The following is a 20,402-nucleotide window of genomic DNA, read 5'->3' on the forward strand; positions in this document are numbered from 1 at the left end:
GGGCGGCGGTACGGCGCGCTGCGGCGGGTTCAGCCCTGCCCGGCGACCAGGCTCTTGGGGCGCAGGTCGGTCCAGTTCGTCTCGACGTAGGCGAGGCACGCCTCCCGCGTCTCCTCGCCGAAGACGACGCGCCACCCGGCCGGCACCTCGGCGAAAGAGGGCCACAGCGAGTGCTGGTCCTCGTCGTTGACCAGGACCAGGAATCGGCCCTGCGGGTCCTCGAACGGGTTGGTGCTCATACGTCGTCACTCCTCGTGGACTTTGCGGTGAACAGCTCGGAGATCGGCTGCTCGGGGTCGGCCGCTGCGGTGCGCAGCAGTGTCTGAAGTTCTTCGGCGAGCTGCCGGGCCTTCTCCGGGCCGAACAGGCCGGCCGCGTGGATCAGCTCGCAGTGCACCGGTCCGTCGCCCTGCGGCTCGTAGAAGCTGAGGGTCAGCTCCGCCCGCGCCGAGTCGGCCGGAACCGCGTGGAAGGAGCCCATGCCGCCCTCCAGCTGCCCGAGATCCGCCTGTTCGTGGTGGATCACCATGACCTGCGGGCCCTGCGGGGGCAGTCCGGTCGCCCGGACGACCTCGTCGAACGGCACGTCCTGCCGGTCGAGGGCGCTGAGGGTGGTCTCCCGTACCCGGGTCAGCAGCTCCGCGAAGGTCGGGTCGCCCGCCGTGTCGGTGCGCAGCACCACCGTGTTGAGGAAGCAGCCGACGAGGTCGGCCAGCTGGTCGTCGCCACGGCCGGCGACCATCGTACCGATCGGCAGGTCGGTGCCCGCACCGTGGGCGGTGAGCACCGCGGCGAGGGCCGAGTGCAGCACCATGAACATGCTCGTGCCCGTTGTCCGGGCCAGCTCGTCCACGGCCGCGTGCAGCTGCTCGTCCAGGACGAAGCCGCGGTGGTCGCTGCCCTCGGCACCCGGGCGCGGGGCGTCCGTGGGGAGCGCCAGCTCCGCCGGTACGTCCCCGAGCGTCTGCCGCCAGTAGGCGAGCTGCCGCCCGCCCCGGCTCTCCGGGTCGGACAGGTCGCCGAGGACCTCGTGCGCCCAGCGGGTGTAGTCCGCGTACGTCACCGGCAGCGGCTCCCACTCGGGCGCCCGGCCCTGCGTGCGGGCCGCGTACGCCGTGGTGAGGTCACGGAACAGCGGCACCACCGACCACTCGTCCACCGCCAGGTAGTGCGAGGTCAGGAGCAGAGCCTGGTGACCGGCCGGGTCCGTCAGCAGCGTCGCCCGCAGCGGGGCCTCCCGCTCCAGGTCCGGGGCCTGCGCGGCGAGTTCCGCCAGGCGGGCGTCCAGGTCCGCGCACCGGTCGAGCGCGAGGGCCGGGGCCTTCGCCGACCGCTGGAGCACCACACCCTCGCGCTCGGCGAACGCCGTGCGCAGCGGCTCGTGACGGGCCACCACATCGGCGAGGGCGTCGGCGAGCGCCGCGGCGTCCAGTCCACCCTCCGGTGCGCGCAGGGCCAGCGCGTGGTCGAAGCCCGGGGCGCGGCGGTGCGACTCCCACTCCCAGCGCTGGACCGGGGCGACCGGCAGCGGGGCGCCGGCAGTGTCTTCGGTGTCTTCGGCGGACCGAAGCGCCGGGCGGGCGGCCGCCGCGCCCTCCAGCTTGCCGGCGAGGCCGGCGACGGTCAGCGCGTCGAAGACGTCCCGGATGCTCAGCTCGACGCCGAACTCCGCACGGATACGGCCCAGGAGCCGCATCGAGGCCATGGAGTGGCCACCGAGCGCGAAGAAGTTGTCGTGGATACCGACCTTCTCCAGCTTGAGGATCTCGCAGAACAGGTCCGCCAGGCGGGCCTGCGTCTGTGTCGCCGGGCTCGCGTCGCCGGTCATCGCGGACCAGTCCGGCGCGGGCAGCGCCTTGCGGTCCAGCTTGCCGTTGGGGGTCAGCGGAAGCGGACCGTCCAGCGGTACGACGAGTGCCGGGACCATGTACTCCGGCAGGTGGCCCGCCACATGGGCGCGCAGCTCCTGCGGGGCTGTCTCCCCAGCCTCTCCCGCCTCCAGTACGGCGTACCCGACCAGGCGCACGATGTCGCCGTCGCGGTCCGGCAGTACCGCGGCCTGCGCGACCGACGGGTGCGAGGCCAGCGCCGCCTCGATCTCCCCGAGCTCGATACGGAAGCCGCGCACCTTCACCTGGGTGTCGACCCGGCCCAGGAAGTCGAGGTTCCCGTCCGTGCGCCAGCGGGCGCGGTCGCCGGTGCGGTACATGCGGCCGCCGGGCGGGCCGTAGGGGTCCGCGACGAACCGCTCCGAGGTCAGCCCGGCCTTGCCGAGGTAACCGCGGGCGAGGCCGCGTCCGGAGACGTACAGCTCGCCGACGACACCGGGCGGGACGGGCCGCAGGTTGTCGTCGAGGACGTAGCAGCGGGTGTTGGGGTCGGGTCGGCCGATGGGGACCCGGCCGGTGGGTCGGCCACCGTGCTCGCGTGCGGGCCACAGCGTGGAGTTGACCGTCGCCTCGGTGAGTCCGTACGCGCAGATCAGGTGGGCCGTGGTGCCGAAGCGCTCGAACAGGTCCGGCGGCACCGTCTCCGTACCGACGAGGACGGTCGAGCCCTCGGGCAGCTCGCAGCCGGGCGGCAGCGCCGACACCAGGGAAGGGGGCAGGATCATGTGGCTGATCCGCTTCTCCGCGAGGAAGTCGGTCAGCGCGGGCCCGGCGACCCTCGCCTCCTCGGTGATGAGGACGAGCCGGCCGCCGTGGCACAGCGCCATCGACAGCTCGAAGACGAAGACGTCGAAGCCGATCGAGGCGAACTGGAGCACGCGGCTGCCGGGCTCGAGGCCCATCCGGTCGACAGCGGTGGCCACCAGACTGGCGATGCCCTCGTGCGGGACGACCACGCCCTTGGGGCGCCCGGTCGAGCCGGAGGTGTAGATCACGTACGCGGCCTGGTCCAGGCCGACCGGTCCGCTCCCGACGGCGGTCTCCGGCAGACCGTCCAGCTCGGCGGCGACGGACGGCTCGTCGAGCAGCACCATCGGTGCGCCCGCCACGTCCGGGATCTTCCCTGCCACGGACTCGGTGCCGACCACGAGGGCCGTCCGCGAGTCCTCGATCATGTAGCCGAGCCGGTCGGCGGGGTGGGCCAGGTCGAGCGGCAGGAACGCGGCACCGAGCTTGAGCGCGGCGAGCACCGTGGCGATCATGTCGGCGGAGCGGGGCACGGCCACGCCGACCACGCTCTCCGCGCCCACACCGCGCGCGGCCAGCAGCCGGGCGATCCGGTTGGACCGCGCGTCGAGCCGCTCGTACGTCACCGAGTGCGAGCGGTCCACGACGGCGATCGCGTCGGGCCGCTCGGCGAGCCGCCGCGCGAACATCGCGGGCAGGGTCTCCTCGTCGACGGGCCGCGGGGTGCCGTTGAAGCCCTCCAGGACGAGGTGACGCTCGTCGGCGGCGAGGATCTCCGCCTGCGAGACGGGTCGCTCGGGCGCGGCGACGAGGGCGGCGACGAGCGCCCGGAGCCGGTCGCCGATCCGCTCGGCGGTCTCGTGGTCGAACAGTTCGGTGGCGAACTCCAGGCGGCAGGCCAGGGAGCCCGCAAGGCCGTCGGCGGCCGTGTGCTCGGTGAAGCTGAACACCAGGTCGAACTTCGCGGAGCGGATGCGGAACGGCACGTACTCCACCTGGAGCCCGGCCAGTTCCAGCTCGTCGCCGGTGCGGGCGTGGTAGCCGACCATCACCTGGAACAGCGGGTTCCGGGAGAGCGAGCGGGTCGGGTTGAGCTTCTCGACGACCGACTCGAACGGCACGTCCGCGTGGGAGAAGGCCGCCAGGTCCCTCTCGCGGACCCGGGTCAGCAGCTCGGTGAAGCTCGGGTCGCCGCTGAGGTCCGTGCGGAGCACGAGGGTGTTGACGAAGAAGCCGACCAGGTCGTCCAGCGCCTCGTCGCTGCGGCCCGCGATGGGCGAGCCGAGGGGGATGTCCGTGCCCGCGCCCATCCGGTGCAGCAGGGCGGCAACGGCCGCGTGCACCACCATGAACATGCTGGCGCCGGTCTCGCGGGCGAGCCGCTTCAGACCCTCGTGGACGTCGGCGTCGAAGTCGATGTCCAGCTCGGCTCCGGAGAACGCGGGACGGGCGGGCCGGGGCCGGTCGGTGGGCAGTTCGATCTCTTCGGGCGCCCCGCTGAGCGTCGCGTGCCAGTACTCCAGCTGACGCGCAGCCAGGCTGTCCGTCTCCTTGGGGTCTCCGAGCAGCCGCTGCTGCCACAGTGCGTAGTCGGCGTACTGGACGGGCAGCGGCTCCCACTCCGGGGCCGTGCCGTGTGCGAGGCGGGCCTGGTACGCCGTGGCCAGGTCGCGCAGGAACGGGCGGTCGGACCACTCGTCGGTGGTGATGTGGTGAAGCAGCAGGATGACGACGTGGTCGTCGGGCGCGACCTCCACCACTGTGGCGCGCAAGGGCAGTTCGGCGGCGAGGTCGAAGGGCCGGTTGCTCTCCGCGTCGACGATGCCGGGCACCTCGTCCTCGGTGGCGCGGACGAGCTCGACCACGGGCCGGGCCTCCTCGGCCGGCAGGACTCGCTGGAACGCCTGGCCGTCGCGCTCGGCGAAGACCGTGCGCAGGGCCTCGTGGCGGGCCGTGACATCGCCGAGCGCGGCGGTCCACGCGTCGACGTCGAGGGCGCCGCGCAGCCTCATCACCAGCGGGAAGTTGTACGCGGCGGAGGTGCACTCGATCTGCTGGATCACCCACAGCCGCTGCTGGGCGTGGGACAGCGGCAGCTCGTCGGGCCGCTCGCCGGCGGTCAGCGCCGGGCGGACGGCGCCGGCGGAGCGGGCCGCGCGTTCCACCAGCTCCGCGACGGTCGGCGCCTCGAAGAGGTCACGGATGGCCAGTTCGGCGTCGAGCGCGGTGCGGGCGCGGCTGACCAGACGGGTGGCGAGCAGCGAGTGGCCGCCCAGCTCGAAGAAATCGCTGTCGATGCCGACGCTGCCCTCGGGCAGGCCGAGCACCTCGGCGAAGAGGGCGCAGAGGGTCTCCTCCCGCGGCGAGCGGGGGGCGCGGCTGGGTCCCGTACCGCCGAAGTCGGGGGCGGGCAGCGCCCTGACGTCGAGCTTTCCGTTGACGGTCAGCGGCAGCGTTTCCACGGCGACGAGCGCGGAGGGGACCATGTAGTCCGGCAGGCCGGCCTTCAGGTGGTCGCGCAGCCGCTGGAGCAGTTCCTCGCCCGCCTCGGCGCCGTCCTCCGGGACGACGTAGCCGACCAGGCGCTTGCTTCCGGTGGCCTCGTCGACGACCACGGCGGCGTGCGCGACCTCGGAGTGCGTGGACAGGGCCGAGGCGATCTCGCCCAGCTCGATGCGGTAGCCGCGGATCTTGACCTGGTCGTCGGTGCGGCCGAGGAAGTCGAGCAGGCCGTCGGGACGCCGGCGTACGAGATCGCCGGTGCGGTACATCCTCTCTCCCGGCTCGCCGAACGGGTCGGCGACGAACCGCTCGGCGGTCAGGCCGGGCCGGTCGTGGTAGCCGCGCGCCAAACCGGTACCCGCGATGTACAGCTCACCGGGGCAGCCCGGCGGAACGGGCCGCAGCATCGCGTCGAGGACATAGGCGCGGGTGTTGCGGATGGGCAGGCCGACCGTCGGGGTCGCGCTGTCGGTGGTGGAGCCGCCGAGCGTGTTGATCGTGTACTCGGTGGGCCCGTACAGGTTGTAGCCGTAGGTGCCCTCGGTGTGGCGGAGCCTGCTCCACACCGTGTCGGAGACGGCCTCGCCGCCGAGCAGGACCAGGGCGGGCCGGTGCTTTCCGGCTGCCGCGTCCTGGTCGAGCAGGCCCTCCTCGATGAGGAGCTGGGCGTACGTCGGCGTCACGTTGACCACGTCGACCCGGTGCCGGTCGCAGTAGGCGACCAGGGCCTCGGCGTCGCGGCGCAGCTCCTCGTCGCAGACGTGGACCTCGTGGCCCTCGACGAGCCAGAGCAGCTCTTCCCAGGACATGTCGAAGGCGAAGGACACGGTGTGCGCGATGCGCAGCCGTCGCCCGCCGGCCGAGGCGATGGCCGGGTCGAAGATCTCCTCCTGGTGGTTGAGCTGCATGTTCGTCAGGCCCCGGTACGGAGTGACGACGCCCTTGGGCTTGCCGGTCGAGCCCGAGGTGTAGATGACGTACGCCGGGTGCTCCAGGCGGTCCGCCCGGTCGTGGGCGAACGCGGGCCGTTCGGCGTCGGTGATCTCGGTGCCGGCAAGTGCGGCCAGTTCGGCGGCCACGGCGTCGTCGTCCAGGAGGAGTTCGGGCGCGGCGGGGCCGCTCTCGCCGCGGAGGGTCGGGGCCACGGTGGTCGTGGACAGCAGGCACAGCGGCCGGGTGTCCTCGACCATCAGCCGCAGCCGGTCGGCCGGGTGGTCCAGGTCCAGCGGCAGGTACGCGGCCCCCGTGCGCAGGACGGCGAACAGCGCGGCCACCATGTCGATGGAGCGCGGCAGCGCGAGCGCGACTGCCTTCTCCGGTCCCGCGCCCCGGACGAGCAGGAGTCGGGCGAGCCGGTTGATGTGCGCGTCGAGTTCGGCGTACGTGAGGGCCTGCTCGCCGAACACCAGCGCCACCGCGTCCGGGGTACGGGCCACCTGGGCGGCCAGCATGTCGGCGACGGTCTCGTTCGGTACCGGCTCCCGGCTGCCCGCCCAGTCGGTGGAGAGGGAGGCCCGCTCGCCGGGCAGCAGCAGGTTCAGGGCGCCGACCCGGGTCGTCAGGTCTCCGATGAGCCGTTCCACCAGGGCGCCGAAGCGGTCGAGCGTGGCCGTGGCCTGCTCGTCCTCGACCAGGTCGGGGCGGTACTCCAGCTTGACCTGGACCGTCTCGGCCGGGTTGACGATCAGGGTCATCGGGTAGTGGGTGGCGTCGACGCTGCCCACACCCGTGATGCCGTGGCGCTCGGTGAGCTGCTGGAAGGCGCCCTCGTCGGCGAAGTTCTGCAGGACGTACAGGGTGTCGAAGAGGGTGGGGTGCCCGCCGGCCCGCTGGAGTTCGGCGAGGCCCAGGTACTCGTGGTCCATCAGGGCGACGCGCTCGGTCTGGATGCGGCGCAGCAGGTCCCCGACCGGCTCGGCCGGGTCGAGGGTGATCCGCTGGGGCACGGTGTTGAGGAACATGCCGATCGTCGTGTCGACCCCGGGCACGTCCGCCGGCCGTCCGGCGACCGTGGCGCCGAACACCACGTCGTCACGGCCCACGGTGGAGGACAGGACGAGTGCCCACGCGGCGGAGAGCACCGCGTTGATGGTCAGTCCGTGCTCGCGGGCGGAGCTGCGCAGCCGGTCGCTGAGGGCTCGTCCGAGGCTGAGGGTACGGCGGCGCGGGATGGTCGGTTCGTCACCGCGCTCGCGGGCGACGAGGGTCGGCTCGTCGAGTCCGGCGAGGGCGCCGCGCCAGGTCTCGCGGGCCGCGTCGAAGTCCTGCCCGGCGAGCCAGCTCAGGTAGTCCCGGTAGCTTCCGGCGGCGGGCAGGGCGCTGTCGTCGCCGGCTGCCGCGTACAGGCCGAGCAGTTCGTCGAGGAAGAGGGACTGGGACCAGCCGTCCCACGCGACCAGGTGGTGGCTGAGCATCAGCCGGTCGGTGGTGTCGGTGAGCCGGATCAGGGTGAGCCGGAACAGCGGGGGCGCGGCGAGATCGAACCGACGGCGCCGGTCCGTGTCGGATATCTGCGCGAGCCGGGTCCGGCGCTCGGCTTCGGTCAGGCCGGTCAGGTCGACCTCGGTGAGCGGTACGGGCAGCTCGGCGGCCGGGCAGACGAACTGCACCGGCTCGGGCAGGCCGTCGCTGACGATGCCCGCGCACAGGCTGGGGTGCCGGCGCAGCAGGGTCGCGACGGCTGTGCGCAGCCGGTCGGCGTCGAGGCGGCGGTCGAAGTCGAACGTGTCCTGCGCGGTGTAGACGTCGAGCGCGGTCGTGTCGTAGCTGGCGTGGAAGTAGATGCCTTCCTGGAGCGGCGACAGCGGCCAGATGTCGGCCACCGGCGCCGGGCTCACCCGCTCGACCAGTTCGATGCCGGACTGGGTGAGGGCGACGAGCGGCACGTCCGAGGGGGTGAGGGAGGGCCGGGCGCCGGGGGCGGCGGTCTTGGCGACGAGGTCGAGCAGGGCGTCGGCCCAGGCGCGGCTCAGTGCCCGCACGTCCTCCTTGGTGAGCACGTCGCCCTCGGGCCAGGTCCAGGTGGCGCGCAGCTCCGGGCCGTTCGGGGTCTCCGCGCAGACGGCGTTGACCTGGAGCGGGTAGGGCATCGCGAGGTCGGCGTCGGGCTCGACGGCGAGCGCGTCGGCCTCGACGGCGGGTGCCCAGTCGTGGGTCTGCTCGGCGGGGAGGCGACCGAAGTAGTTGAACAGCACCTGGGCGGTGGACAGCCCTGCGAACACGGGGGCGAGCTGCGGGTTGAGGTAGCGCAGCATGCCGTATCCGGCGCCGGAGTCCGGGGCGGACCGCACGGACTCCTTGACCTGCTTGAGCGTGTCGAGCGGGTCGTCGGCGGCGGGCAGACGCACCGGGTGGAGGCTGGTGAACCAGCCCACGGTGCGCGAGAGGTCGGCGTCCGTGCCGTCCCGTCCGTGGCGCTCCAGGTCGACCAGCAGGTCGCCGTCGGCGTCGGGGCGCCACTGGGTGACGGCACACCGCAGCGCCGCGAGCAGGACCTCGGTGACGTCGGCGCCGACCGCCGCGGGTACGGCGGTGAGCAGCGCGCGGGTGTCCTCGGCGGGCAGGGTGACGACGTGCTCCCGCGCCGCACCGGCCGTTCCGGTACGGGTGGCTCCGGTGACCAGGTCGGCGCCGGGTGCCAGCGTCCTGGCCCAGTAGGGCAGTTCGGCCTGCCTCTGCGGGGAGGTGGCCTGCTCGGCGACGTCGCGGGCGAACCTCCGCAGAGAGGTCGGCACCGGCTCGAGCTCCGGGGACTCGCCTCGTACGACGGCGTCCCACGCGGTGGCGAGGTCGCCGAGGAGCACGCGCCAGGACACACCGTCGATCACGAGGTGGTGGACGACGAGCAGCAGTCGGCCGGGCCGGTCCGCACCGGCGTCGAACCAGACGGCCTGCACCGTCACGCCGGCGTCGGGGTCGAGGCGGTTCGCCGCGGCGTCGGACTCCTCGCGGACGGCTGTGCGGAAGGCGGACTCGTCGAGGCCGCGTGCGTCGACGCGGCGGAGCAGTCCGGCCGCGTCGACGGAGCCCGCGGGCGTCGTCCGCGCGGACCAGAGGGCGGGGATCGCCGGACCGAGGTCCATGCGGGTGAGGGTGAGTCGCAGGCCGTCGTGGTGGTCGAGGACCGCCTGGAGGACACGCGTCAGCTTCTCGCTGTCGGCGGCGGCGGGCGCCTGGACCAGCATGGAGAGGTTGAAGCGGCTGATCGTGCCGCCGTCCTCGCGGAGCTGGTGGACGATCGGCAGCAGCGGTACGTCACCGACGCCGTCGGAGTCGGCGACGAGTGCCGCGATCGCCGGCGCCGCACCGGCGACGGTGGCCGCCAGGGCGGCCGGGGTGCGGTGCTCGAAGACGTCGCGCGGGGTCACCGGCAGGCCCGCCTTGCGGGCGCGGCTGGAGACCGCCATGGACAGGATGCTGTCGCCGCCCAGGACGAAGAAGTCCTCGTCGGCGTCGACTCCGTCGATGCCGAGCACCTCGGCGAAGATGCCGCACAGCTGCTGCTCGCAGCCTTCACGTGCGCTCGCGTGACGGCTGCGCCTGGGTGCCTCGGGGGCGGGCAGTGCCTTTAGGTCGGTCTTCCCGCCGAGGGTCAGCGGCAGCGCGTCGAGCCGTACGAAGTGGCTGGGCACCATGGGCGCGGGCAGCGAGCCGCTCAGCGCGGCGCGCACGGCCTCGGTGTCCAGGTCCCGCGCACCGGCGGCCGGGACCAGGTAGGCCACCAGCTGCTTGACTCCCCGCTCGTCGTCGCGTGCCACGACGACGGCCTCGGCGACGGCCGGCTCGTCGCGCAGCCGGGCTTCGATTTCCCCGAGCTCCACCCGGTTACCCCTGATCTTGACCTGGTGGTCGGTGCGCCCGAGGTAGGTGAGCACACCGTCTCCACTGAACTGAACGATGTCTCCGGTGCGGTACATCCTCCCTCCTTGCCCTCCCCCAGACTTCGTCCGGGGGGACCCCCAGGGCAGGAGGGGCCCATCCGGACCGCCGAACGGATCGGCGACGAAACGCTCCGCGGTCAGCGCGGCGCGTCCGTGATAGCCGCGGGCCAGTTGTGCGCCCGCGATGTAGAGCTCGCCCGGCTCGCCCTCCGCGACGGGTCGCAGGCAGCGGTCGAGGACGTAGAGGCGGGTGTTCCACACCGGCCGCCCGATGGGCACGGTGGCCCCGTCCGGGGCCGGGCCCGCTTCCCAGCTCGTGACCTGGATGACGGCCTCGGTGGGTCCGTACACGTTGAACAGCGGTACTCCGGTGCGCTCCTGCCAGCGACGCGCGAGCGGAACCGGCAGGGCCTCACCGCCGCTGAAGGCGCGGCGCAGGCTCGCCCACCACTCCCCCGCCTCGTCCTCGGCCAGCAGCGCGCCGTAGAGGGAGGGCACGAGGTCGACGCTGGTGACCCGCTCGCCGCGGATCAGGTCGACGAGGTACGCCGGGTCCCGGTGTCCGTCCGGCCGGGCGATCACCACGGTGCCGCCGGTGAGCAGCGGCGTGAAGATCTCCAGGACGGACGGGTCGAAGCTGGTCGAGTACTGGTGCAGCACCCGCTCGTCGGGCCCGTACCCGAAGTGCTCGGCGGTCCAGAAGATTTGGCCGACGACCGCGCGGTGCGGGACGACGACGCCCTTGGGGCGGCCGGTGGAGCCGGAGGTGTAGATCACGTATGCGGCGCTGTCCGGGTGGACGGCTGCCGGCACAGGACCGGATACGGGATCGGCGCCGGCCGTCTCCTCGCCGACGACGACGTGGGTCACACCGTCGAGTGCGGGCAGCCGGGTCCGGGACGCGGCGGTGACGACGACGGTGCGCGCCCCGGAGTCCTCGAGCAGGTACCGCACCCGGTCGGCCGGGTAGTCGACGTCGACCGGCAGGTAGGCGGCGCCCGCCTTGAGCACGCCGAGCATCGCGATCAGCGTCTCGGCGGACCGGGGCACGGCGACGGCGACGACGGACTCGGGCGTCACGCCCCGGGCGAGCAGCCTTCCGGCCAGTGCCTCGGCGCCGGCGTCCAGTTCGGCGTAGGTCGTCCGTCCCGCTTCGTGGATCAGCGCGGTCGCGTCCGGGGTCCGGCGGGCCTGCCGGGTGAAGGCCGCGTGCAGCGTGTCGCCGGGCAGGGCGTGGTCCGCGCCGGCCAGACGGTCGAGGGCGGTCCGCTCCTCGTCGGGGGTGCGCAGCGCGAGCCCAGCCACCGGGCGGAGCGGGTCCGTGACGAGTTGGTCGAGCAGGGCGAGCAGCCGGTCGGCGAACCGGCGGGCGGCCGCCGGGTCGAGGCGCGCCGGATCGTGGTCGAGGCGCAGCCGGAGCCGTTCACCGGGCAGGACGGTCAGGGCCAGCGGGTAGTGGACGGCGTCGCGGATGTGCGAGCCGGTGATCCGGACGAGTCCGTCCGGGTCGCAGGGCTCGCCGGCCTCGGGGAGGTTCTCGACGACGACCAGTGCCTCGAACAGCTCGCCGCGTCCCACGGCTCGCTGGATGTCGGCGAGGCCCACGTGCTGGTGGTCGAGCAGCTCGGCCTGCTCGTCCTGGAACCGCGAGAGGACGTCTACGAGCGACTGCTCGGGGCGCCACCGCAGCCGTGCGGGAAGGGTGTTGATAAGGAGGCCGACGAGGGTCTCCACTCCTTCGACGGCGGCCTGGCGGCCCGAGACGGTGCTGCCGAAGACGAGGTCGCGGGTGCCGGTGACATCCCCGAGCAGGAGCCCGAAGCCGCCCTGGACGACGCTGCCGAGCGTCAGTCCCAGCGCGCGGGCCCGCGCGGTGAGGGCGGCGGTGTCCGCCGCGGTCAGCTCCACGGCGATCGTGCCGGTCCGGCGCTCGCCGGTGTCCGCACCTCGTACGGGGAGCCTGGCCGGGCCGTCGTACCCGGCGAGGGCGTCGCGCCAGGCGCTCAGCGCGCCGTCCCGGTCGCGTGCGGCGAGCCAGCCCGCGTACGCGCGGTAGGCCGGGTCCTCCCCCGGACGGGGAGCCTCGCCGCCGGGCCGGTAGCCGCTGAGGAGTTCGCGCATGAGGAGCGACACCGACCAGCCGTCCACCACGATGTGGTGCAGCGTCAGCACCAGCTGGGAACGCTCGACGCCGTGGCGGATCAGGGCGGCCCGCAGCAGCGGCGGGACGGCCAGGTCGAATCCTTCCGCCCGCTCCTTCGCCCCGATGGCCTCGGCGGTCGTCGCGCGACTGTCGGGGTCCTGGCCGGACAGGTCGTCGAAGCGCCAGGGCAGGGTGACGCGCTCGCCGATGAGCTGCACGATCCTGCCGTCCGGCAGCTGGTGGAAGGCGGCGCGCAGCAGCGGGTGGCGGTCGAGGAGCCCCTGGACGGCGAGCCGCAGCGCCTCCGGGTCGACGTCGCCGGCCAGTTCCACGGTGTCCTGCACGGCGTATCCGTCGGCGCCCGTCTCGTCGACGGAGGCGTGGAAGTAGAAGCCCTCCTGGAGCGGAGTGGCCGAGACGGCGTCCACGAGGCCCGGGACGGCGGCCTCGCACTCGGCGCGCTCGGCGTCGGTGAGCGTGACGAGCGAGAACGGGGCGGGCACGTCACCGCTCAGGGCGCGAGGGGTGTCCGCCGCCTCTCCCGTGAGGCGGGCGAGTGCCGCGACCGTTCGGTGCCGGAACACATCGCGCGGGGTGAGCGCGAATCCGGCCTCGCGGGCGCGGTTCACGAGCTGGATCGCCACGATGCTGTCGCCGCCCAGCTCGAAGAAGCTGTCGTGGACGCCCACCGACGGCAGACCGAGGACATCGGCGAACAGCCCGGCGAGCGCGGTCTCCGCGGGGGTGGTGGGCTCGTCGTCGCCGCCCATCGCCGTCCACCGGGGCGCGGGCAGGGCGCGGCGGTCGAGCTTGCCGTTGGGCGTCAGCGGCAGGGCTCCGTCGAGGCGCACGACGGCGGACGGAACCATGTAGTCCGGGAGGGTGCCGGCGATCCGGGCACGGGCCTCGGCCACGGCGGCCTCGGCGTCCGGACCGGCACCGGCCTCCGCGACCAGGTAGGCGACGAGCCGCTTCACGTTCCGGTGGTCCTCGCGGACGAGGACGGCGGCCTGGGCGATGCCGGGGCAGGCCATGAAGGCGCTCTCGATCTCGCCGGGCTCGATGCGGTGGCCGCGGATCTTGATCTGGCCGTCGGCGCGGCCGAGGAACTCGAGGTTGCCGTCGGCGCCCCAGCGCACCCGGTCGCCCGTCCGGTACATGCGCGCTCCCGGCCCGCCGAACGGGTCGGCCACGAAGCGCTCCGAGGTGAGGCCTGCCCGGCCCAGGTAGCCGCGGGCGAGGCCGCGCCCGGCGACGTACAGCTCGCCCTCGGTGCCGACGGGGACGGGGCGGAGAGCCGCGTCGAGCACGTAGGCACGGGTGTTGGGGTCGGGGACGCCGATCGGGGCGGTGCCCGGACGGTCGGCGTCGGAGACCCACAGCGTGGAGTTGACGCTCGCCTCGGTGAGACCGTAGGCGACGACGACCTGGACATGCCCGGCCCAGCGGGCGATCAGTTCGCTGGGAACCGCCTCGGTGCCGACGATCAGCACAGAGCCGTCGGGGAGTTCGCAGTCCTGCGGGAGCGCCGAGACGAGCGACGGCGGCAGGATCATGTGGGTGGCGCGGTGGCGCGCGATGTAGTCGGTGAGGGCCGGCCCGGCGACGCGACGCTCGGTGGGGACGACGATGATCCGGCCGCCGACGCACAGCGACATGATCAGGTCCCAGACGGTGACGTCGAAGCCGACGGACGCGAACTGCACGACGCGGCTGCCGGCGGTGATGCCGATGCGGTCGGTGGCGGTGGCGATGAGACTGCCGACGCCGTCGTGCGGGACCACGACGCCCTTGGGACGGCCGGTGGAGCCCGAGGTGTAGATGACGTACGCGGCCTGATTCAGGGCGACGGCCACACCGAGGTCGGTCTCGTCATGGGTGGCGCACTCGGCGGCCACGGACGGCTCGTCGAGCAGGACATGCACGACGCCCGGCGCGGCGGGCAGGTCCGCGGACAGCTCGCGTGTGGTCACGACGGTCCGGGCGCCCGCGTCATCCAGCATGTACGCGATCCGGTCCTGCGGGTGGTCGGCGTCCAGCGGCAGGTACGCGGCCCCTGCCTTCATCACGGCCAGCAGGGAGACGACGAGTTCCGGGGAGCGGGGCAGCGCCACGGCGACGACGTCCTCGCGGCCGACGCCCCGGGCGGCGAGGAGCCGGGCGAAGCGGTTCGCGGCGGCGTTGAGCTCCGCGTACGACAGTTCACGGTCCTCGTACACCAGGGCGACGGCGTCCGGTGTGCTCCGTACCTGCCGCTCGAAGGCTGCGGGCCAGGAGAGTTCGGCCACCTCGCGCGGTGCCACGCCGAACTCGTCGAGCAGCTGCGCGCGTTCGGCGCCGGTGGTCAGTTCGAGATGCCCGATGCGGCAGGTCAGGTCCCGGGCGAAAGCGTGGAGCAGCATGAGGAAACGCCGCTCGTGCTCGTTCAGCTTCGCCTCGTCGCACCTGTCGGCGTCGGCGTCGAGCAGGACGCGCAGGCCCTGGCCGGCCTGGAAGTCGCCGAACGTGATGGCGAGGTCGCTGACCGGGCCGAGCCACATCGGGGCGAGGTCGATGTCGAGGTCGCCGAAGCGGATCCCCTCACCGCTGGGGAGGATGTTGACCGTGGGGCCGACGAGCTCCTGCACTCCGTCGACGAGCCCCAGGTCCCGGGCCAGGTCCTCGGCGCGGTGGCGGCTGTGGGTGACGGTCTCGGCGACCGCCGCAGAGACCGCCGCCACCAGCTGGACGCCGGTCATGTCGGGACGGACGGTGAGGCGCAGCGGCAGGATGTTGGAAACCATGCCGGGGACGTGCCGGGTCGCCGGGTCCTGCCTGGTGGTGACGGGCAGGCCGAGGACCAGGTCCTGTTCGCCGGTGGTCCGGTGCAGGTAGGCGGCGACGGCGGACAGCAGGATGCGGGAGAGCGGGACGCCTGCGGCGGCCGCGGCGTCGCGGAGCCGTCCGACGGCGGGTGCCGCGAGCTCGGCCGTGCGCCTGAGACGCCGCTTGGTCATCCCCGAGGACCGCTCGACGAGCCGCACGGGTTCGGGCCGGTCGCCCATGCGCCGCAGCCAGTACGCGCGGTCCTCCCCGTACTCCTCGGAGGCGCGGTAGGCGGCGTCCGCGTCGACCAGCCGCGAGAGTGACCAGTCGGGGGCGGTGGCCCGGTCGCCGTGGGTGTAGAGGTCACCGGCCCGGCCGGAGATCCTCATGAGGCCGACGCCGTCGATGACGATGTGGTGGTAGCGCTGGTACCACCAGACGCGGTCGTCCGCGAGGCGGAGCAGCGCGTGGGCGTAGAGCGGGGCGGACGCGAGGTCCGTGGGGCGGTCCCGCTCGGCCTCGGCCCACCGGTGGGCCGCATCCAGGGGATCGGACTCGCCACGCAGGTCGACGGTCGGGACGTCGACCGGGAGGGGCGATGCCACCTGGCGCGGTACGCCGTTGTGGCCGACGATCCGGACGTGCAGGCTCTCGGCCTCCTCGACTGCCTGCCGGACGGCGGCGGCCAGGCGGTCGAGGTCGATGTCTCCGCGCAGGTCGAGGACGAACGAGACGTTGTAGGCCGAGCTCTCCGGCTCGATCTGCTGGGCGAGCCAGATGCCGGATTGCCCGCCGGTGACGGGGGTACCGGCAGCGGGTGTCCGGTCCGACTCGGCGTCAAACATCGTTCGCGGGGCCTTTCCCTGGTGGTGCGTCAGTGGTGGGTCGTCACGTGGTGTCGGCCGTGAGCGGCGGCACGATCTCGTCGATGGCGCGGGAAAATCGACAGGACGGTGTCGAAGGAGAGCGCGGCGCCGGTGTCCGGGCTGTCGTACGGGAGGAACAGGTCCCGCTTCTCCCCCGCTTCTCCGTCGTCCACGGCCACTTGCCGTACGGCTGCTCCCCGCATTCCTTCACGTTCATGGGTGATCCGGGGCGCGTTTCCCGCCCGCCCGGTGGGGACGGCCACCTGAGGGTCCCCCCACGGCCGTCAGGCCGTAGGGGGAGGGCGGAGCGGCCGGGAGGGGTGCCGACGGGAGGCGGCACCTTCGCCGGACTTACTTGATGGCCTCGAGCCTCGGCACGACCTGGTCGATGGCGTACGGGATCGACAGGACCGTGTTGAAGGAGAGCGCGGCGCCGATGTCCGGGCTGTCGTACGGGAGGAACAGGTCCCGCTTCTCCTGGTGGACCTTCGTCTTCTTGTACAGCGGGTCGGCCTTCATGACCTTCTCGGTGTCCGGGGTGCCCAGCCACACGGTGCGGTCGGCCTCCATGACGTCGAGGCGCTCGACGCTGAGGTCCGCGATGTTCTCCTTGCCGAGGGCGGCACGGTACTTCTCGGAGGTGGTGAAGCCCATCTCCGACAGGAAGATGACCTTCGGGTCCTTCGGGGAGAACGCGGAGAACTTGCCCGGCTCGTAGGGCTCGCCGACGGTGACGGTCTTGCCCTTCCACTCCGGGTGCTTGTCGCGGACGGCCTTGAAGCGGGCGTCGATGCCGGCGATCAGCTGCTCGGTCTCGGCGTCCTTGCCCAGCGCCTTGCCGATCTGCCGGGTCATGTCCTGCCAGGGCGCCTGGTAGTCCTCGTGGCCCTTGGGCTGCGCGACGACCTTGGCGATCTTGGAGAGCGTGTCGTACTGCTCCTTCTTCATGCCCGAGTACTGCGCGATGATCAGATCCGGCTTCAGCGCCGCGATCTTCTCCACGTTGTACTCGTCACGCTCACCGACGATCTGCGGCGGCGTCGAACCCCACTTCTCCTTCGTCCACGGCCACTTGCCGTACGGCTGCTCCTTGAACCAGTCCACCGAACCCACCGGCTTCACACCCAGCGCAAGCACCGCGTCCTGATCCGACAGACCCAGCGTGACGACCTTCTTGGGCTCCGCCTCGATCGTCGTACTGCCGTACTTGTGCTCCACCGTCACCGGGAAAGCAGCGGACTTTGCGCTCCCCGACGGCTTCGACTCGGCCTTCTCCGAACCACCCCCACAGGCGGTCAGAGCGAACGCGGCGACAGCCGCCACGGCGGCGCGGGGGACGTTTCTGACGAGCCGCGTCAGCGCGGGGCGTGTACCAGTGGACACGGTTGTTCCTTTCACGGGGGTTTCACGGTGCGTGTTGCGTGCCCGGACCGCCGTGTACGACGGCGCTACCGGCGGACCGGGCGGGCTGTGGGGGGCTGGACACGAGGGGAGTCCCTTGCGCGGGTCCCCCGGGCAGGACTCAGCGGGCGGCGCCGGCTCCGTCGGCCACCGGGGTGACCTCGACGAGGTCGGGCTTCGGCTCCCGGTCCAGGATCGAGCCGAGGATCTCGCCGACCCGGATCGCGGTGTTGGACAGCAGGGAGGACGTGATGCCGTGGGTGTGCTCGGTGCCACCCTGCAGGTAGATGCCGCAGCGCAGTTCGGGGTCGGTCGCGAGGCGGTAGTCGCGCTCGACGCGGACGCGGCCCTGGTCGTCACGGTGGCAGCGGTTCGCGACCGGACCGAGGAGACCGAGGGCGTCGGCGCTCTCGTAACCGGTGGCGCACACGACGACGTCGGCGTCCAGCCGGCTCTCCTCCCCGGTGACCAGGGAGGTGATGGTGGCGCTGACCGAGTCGGCCGTCTCCGTGACGTCGGTGAGGCGGGAGACGTTCAGGAAGCGGAGACGCTCGGCGCCGAGGACCTTCTCCTGGTACGCCTGCCGGTACAGGTCGTCGATCAGGTCGATGTCCACCACGGAGTAGTTGGTGTTGCCGTGGTAGTCCATCAGCTTGCGCTTGATGTCGTCGGGTGCCGTGTAGTACTCGTCGACCGCCGCGGGGTCGAAGATGCGGTTGGCGAAGCTGCTGTCGTCGGCCGGGCTGTACCCGTAGCGCGAGAACACGGCGCAGACCTCGGCGTCGGGGAAGCGGCGGTGCAGGTAGGCGACGTTCTCGGCCGCGCTCTGCCCGGCGCCGACGACGATGAAGCGGGAGGGGTCGGTGCCCTCCAGGCCGTCCACCTTGGCGAGCAGGTCGGAGTTGTGCCAGACGCGGTCGGTCCGCTCGACGCCCTCCGGCATGAGGGGGCGCAGCCCCGTGCCGATGACGAGGTTGCGGGCCCGGTGGACGACGGTCTCCGCTCCGCACCGCGCCGTCACGTCGAGGTACTCCACCACACCGTCGCGGACGACGGGCTCGACGGAGACGACCTCGTGACCGTACGAGACCATGTCGTCGACCTTCGCCGCGGCCCACTCGAAGTAGTCGTGGAACTCCACGCGCAGCGGGAAGAGGTTCTTGTGGTTGACGAAGTCGATCAGCCGGCCCTTGCTCTGCAGGTAGCAGAGGAAGCTGTACTCGCTGCTCGGGTTGCGGAGCGTCACCAGGTCCTTGAGGAAGGAGACCTGCATGGTCGCGTCGTCGATGAGCATGCCGCGGTGCCAGCCGAACCGGGGCTGCCGCTCGAAGAAGTGAGCGGTGACCGCCTCCTGCCTTCCGACGCGTGCGTTGTGCTCGCTGAGCGCGATCGCCATGGCCACATTGGACGGCCCGAAGCCGATGCCTATGAGGTCGTGGATCAGTGGTGCGTCGTCAGGAAGAGTCTGAGACATGTCACTCCCATCGTGCGGGACAGCCGCCTGTCAGGCGTGCTGTCAGGCGTGGGGGAACGGCGGAGCCCGGGCACACCGGGAACCCGGCCGCCGAGCGGAACTTAGGTAAAGCTAACCTGATCTGGCCAGACTGTCGACGGGGCAAAACGGACACCGATGCCGTTCCCGCGTCAACTGGGGCCCAAATCAGGGCTCATTGCATCCTTAGGTAAGGCTTGCTTTACTAGCCCCGGTCAGTCGCTTTCCTGAGGAGGAACCCCCATGCGGGTCGTCATGTTCGGCTATCAGACCTGGGGCCATCGCACCCTGCAGGCGCTCCTGGACTCCGAGCACGACGTGGTGGCGGTCGTGACGCATCCGAAGAGTGAGCACGCCTACGAGAAGATCTGGAGCGACTCCGTCGCGGACCTCGCCGAGGAGCACGGCGTCCCGGTGATCATCCGTAACCGGCCCGACGACGAGGAGCTCTTCCAGCAGCTCAAGGAGGCCGACCCGGACATCATCGTGGCCAACAACTGGCGCACCTGGATCCCGCCGCGCCTCTACACCCTGCCCCGGCACGGCACGCTGAACGTCCACGACTCGCTGCTGCCCAAGTACGCCGGGTTCTCGCCGCTGATCTGGGCCCTCATCAACGGCGAGCCCGAGGTCGGCGTCACGGCTCACATGATGGACGAGGAGCTCGACGCCGGCGACATCGTCATGCAGCACGCGGTCACCGTCGAGCCCACGGACACGGCCACCGACCTCTTCCACAAGACGGTCGACCTCATCGCCCCGGTCACCATCGGCGCCCTCGACCTGATCGCCTCCGGGCAGACCGAGTTCACCAAGCAGGACCGTTCGCAGGCCACCTTCTTCCACAAGCGGGCCGAAGAGGACATCCGGATCAACTGGGACTGGCCCGCCGAGGTCCTGGAGCGCCTGGTCCGCGCCCAGTCCGCCCCCTACCCGAGCGCCTTCACCTTCCACAAGGGGAAGCGCCTCGAGATCGTCTCCGCCGTCGTGTCCGAAGGCCGATACGGCGGCACCCCAGGCCGCATCTTCTACCGGGAGGGCGAGGGTGTGGCGATCGTCGCCGGCGCCGATGCCCGCACCGGCCGCAACCACGGCCTGGCGATCACCCGCGTGCGGACCGAGGACGGCCGGGAGATGCCCGCGACCGAGTACTTCACCTCCATGGGCGGTTACCTGACCAGCCGCCCCTGACGGCCGGCGATCCCCAAGACCAGCGGCCCACCCCGGACGGTCCCGGGGTGGGCCGGCTGCTTTCCCCTTGCATGACGCCGCCCGGCGTACTCAGCCGACCAAGCAACGAAGACGTCCCGTGTTCACGCCAATTGCTGGGTATGTCCCATCAGTTGACGTGGCATCAGTTGTGTGATCAATACTGTCCGCTGCCGCGCTCGCGAGGTGGTCCTATCCCTGCTCGCGCGCAGATGAGCGGCACTGTTTCAGGCACGTCGGAAACCTCCGGCGGGCTCGTTCGGCGTGCCGTTTTCCCATGCGCGGAGGGCGTTTTCCGTATGCGGCGGATTCGGTTCGCCGATGCGGAAAGGTATCGAGGTGAAAATCCCCTACGGGAGATATATCTCCTGTTTGGTGGTGTCGGCGGTGGCGGGAACGCTGCTGCCGCAGGTCGCCTATGCGGCCCCACCGTCTCCGCCGGGAAAGGACGACGACAAGGGCGTCGTC

The 20,402-nt window shown here is 72.1% G+C and carries 6 protein-coding genes; 1 reads left to right on the plus strand and 5 read right to left on the minus strand.

Going from position 1 to position 20,402, the window contains the following annotated elements; all coding sequences use genetic code 11:
• Positions 1–29: 29 nt before the first annotated feature.
• The 5 genes from HW130_RS30835 to HW130_RS30855 all read right to left on the minus strand — a co-directional run bounded on the left by HW130_RS30835 (position 30) and on the right by HW130_RS30855 (position 18,707).
• Entirely contained in the window at positions 30–239 is a 210-nt protein-coding gene (locus tag HW130_RS30835) for an MbtH family protein (RefSeq protein ID WP_177153059.1), read from the minus strand.
• Positions 236–15,811, minus strand: a complete 15,576-nt coding sequence (locus tag HW130_RS30840; RefSeq protein ID WP_177153060.1) for a non-ribosomal peptide synthetase — start codon at positions 15,809–15,811, stop codon at positions 236–238. The genes HW130_RS30835 and HW130_RS30840 overlap by 4 nt, the downstream gene beginning before the upstream one ends.
• 29 nt (positions 15,812–15,840) lie before the next feature.
• On the minus strand, positions 15,841–16,035 hold the full coding sequence (locus HW130_RS30845) for a hypothetical protein (RefSeq protein WP_177153061.1): 195 nt from the start codon (positions 16,033–16,035) through the stop codon (positions 15,841–15,843).
• 148 nt (positions 16,036–16,183) lie between these two features.
• On the minus strand, positions 16,184–17,215 hold the full coding sequence (locus HW130_RS30850; protein WP_177153062.1) for an iron-siderophore ABC transporter substrate-binding protein: 1,032 nt from the start codon (positions 17,213–17,215) through the stop codon (positions 16,184–16,186).
• A 139-nt stretch (positions 17,216–17,354) separates the two neighbouring features.
• Positions 17,355–18,707 (minus strand): lysine N(6)-hydroxylase/L-ornithine N(5)-oxygenase family protein, encoded by a 1,353-nt coding sequence (locus HW130_RS30855; RefSeq protein WP_177153063.1) that lies wholly within the window; start codon positions 18,705–18,707, stop codon positions 17,355–17,357.
• A 261-nt stretch (positions 18,708–18,968) separates the two neighbouring features.
• On the opposite strand from HW130_RS30855, the gene HW130_RS30860 reads away from it, so the two are divergent.
• Entirely contained in the window at positions 18,969–19,916 is a 948-nt protein-coding gene (locus HW130_RS30860) for a methionyl-tRNA formyltransferase (RefSeq protein ID WP_177153064.1), read from the plus strand.
• Positions 19,917–20,402 lie beyond the last annotated feature (486 nt).

It is taken from the genome of Streptomyces sp. PKU-EA00015 (genome assembly GCF_013387495.1).
Classification (GTDB): domain Bacteria; phylum Actinomycetota; class Actinomycetes; order Streptomycetales; family Streptomycetaceae; genus Streptomyces.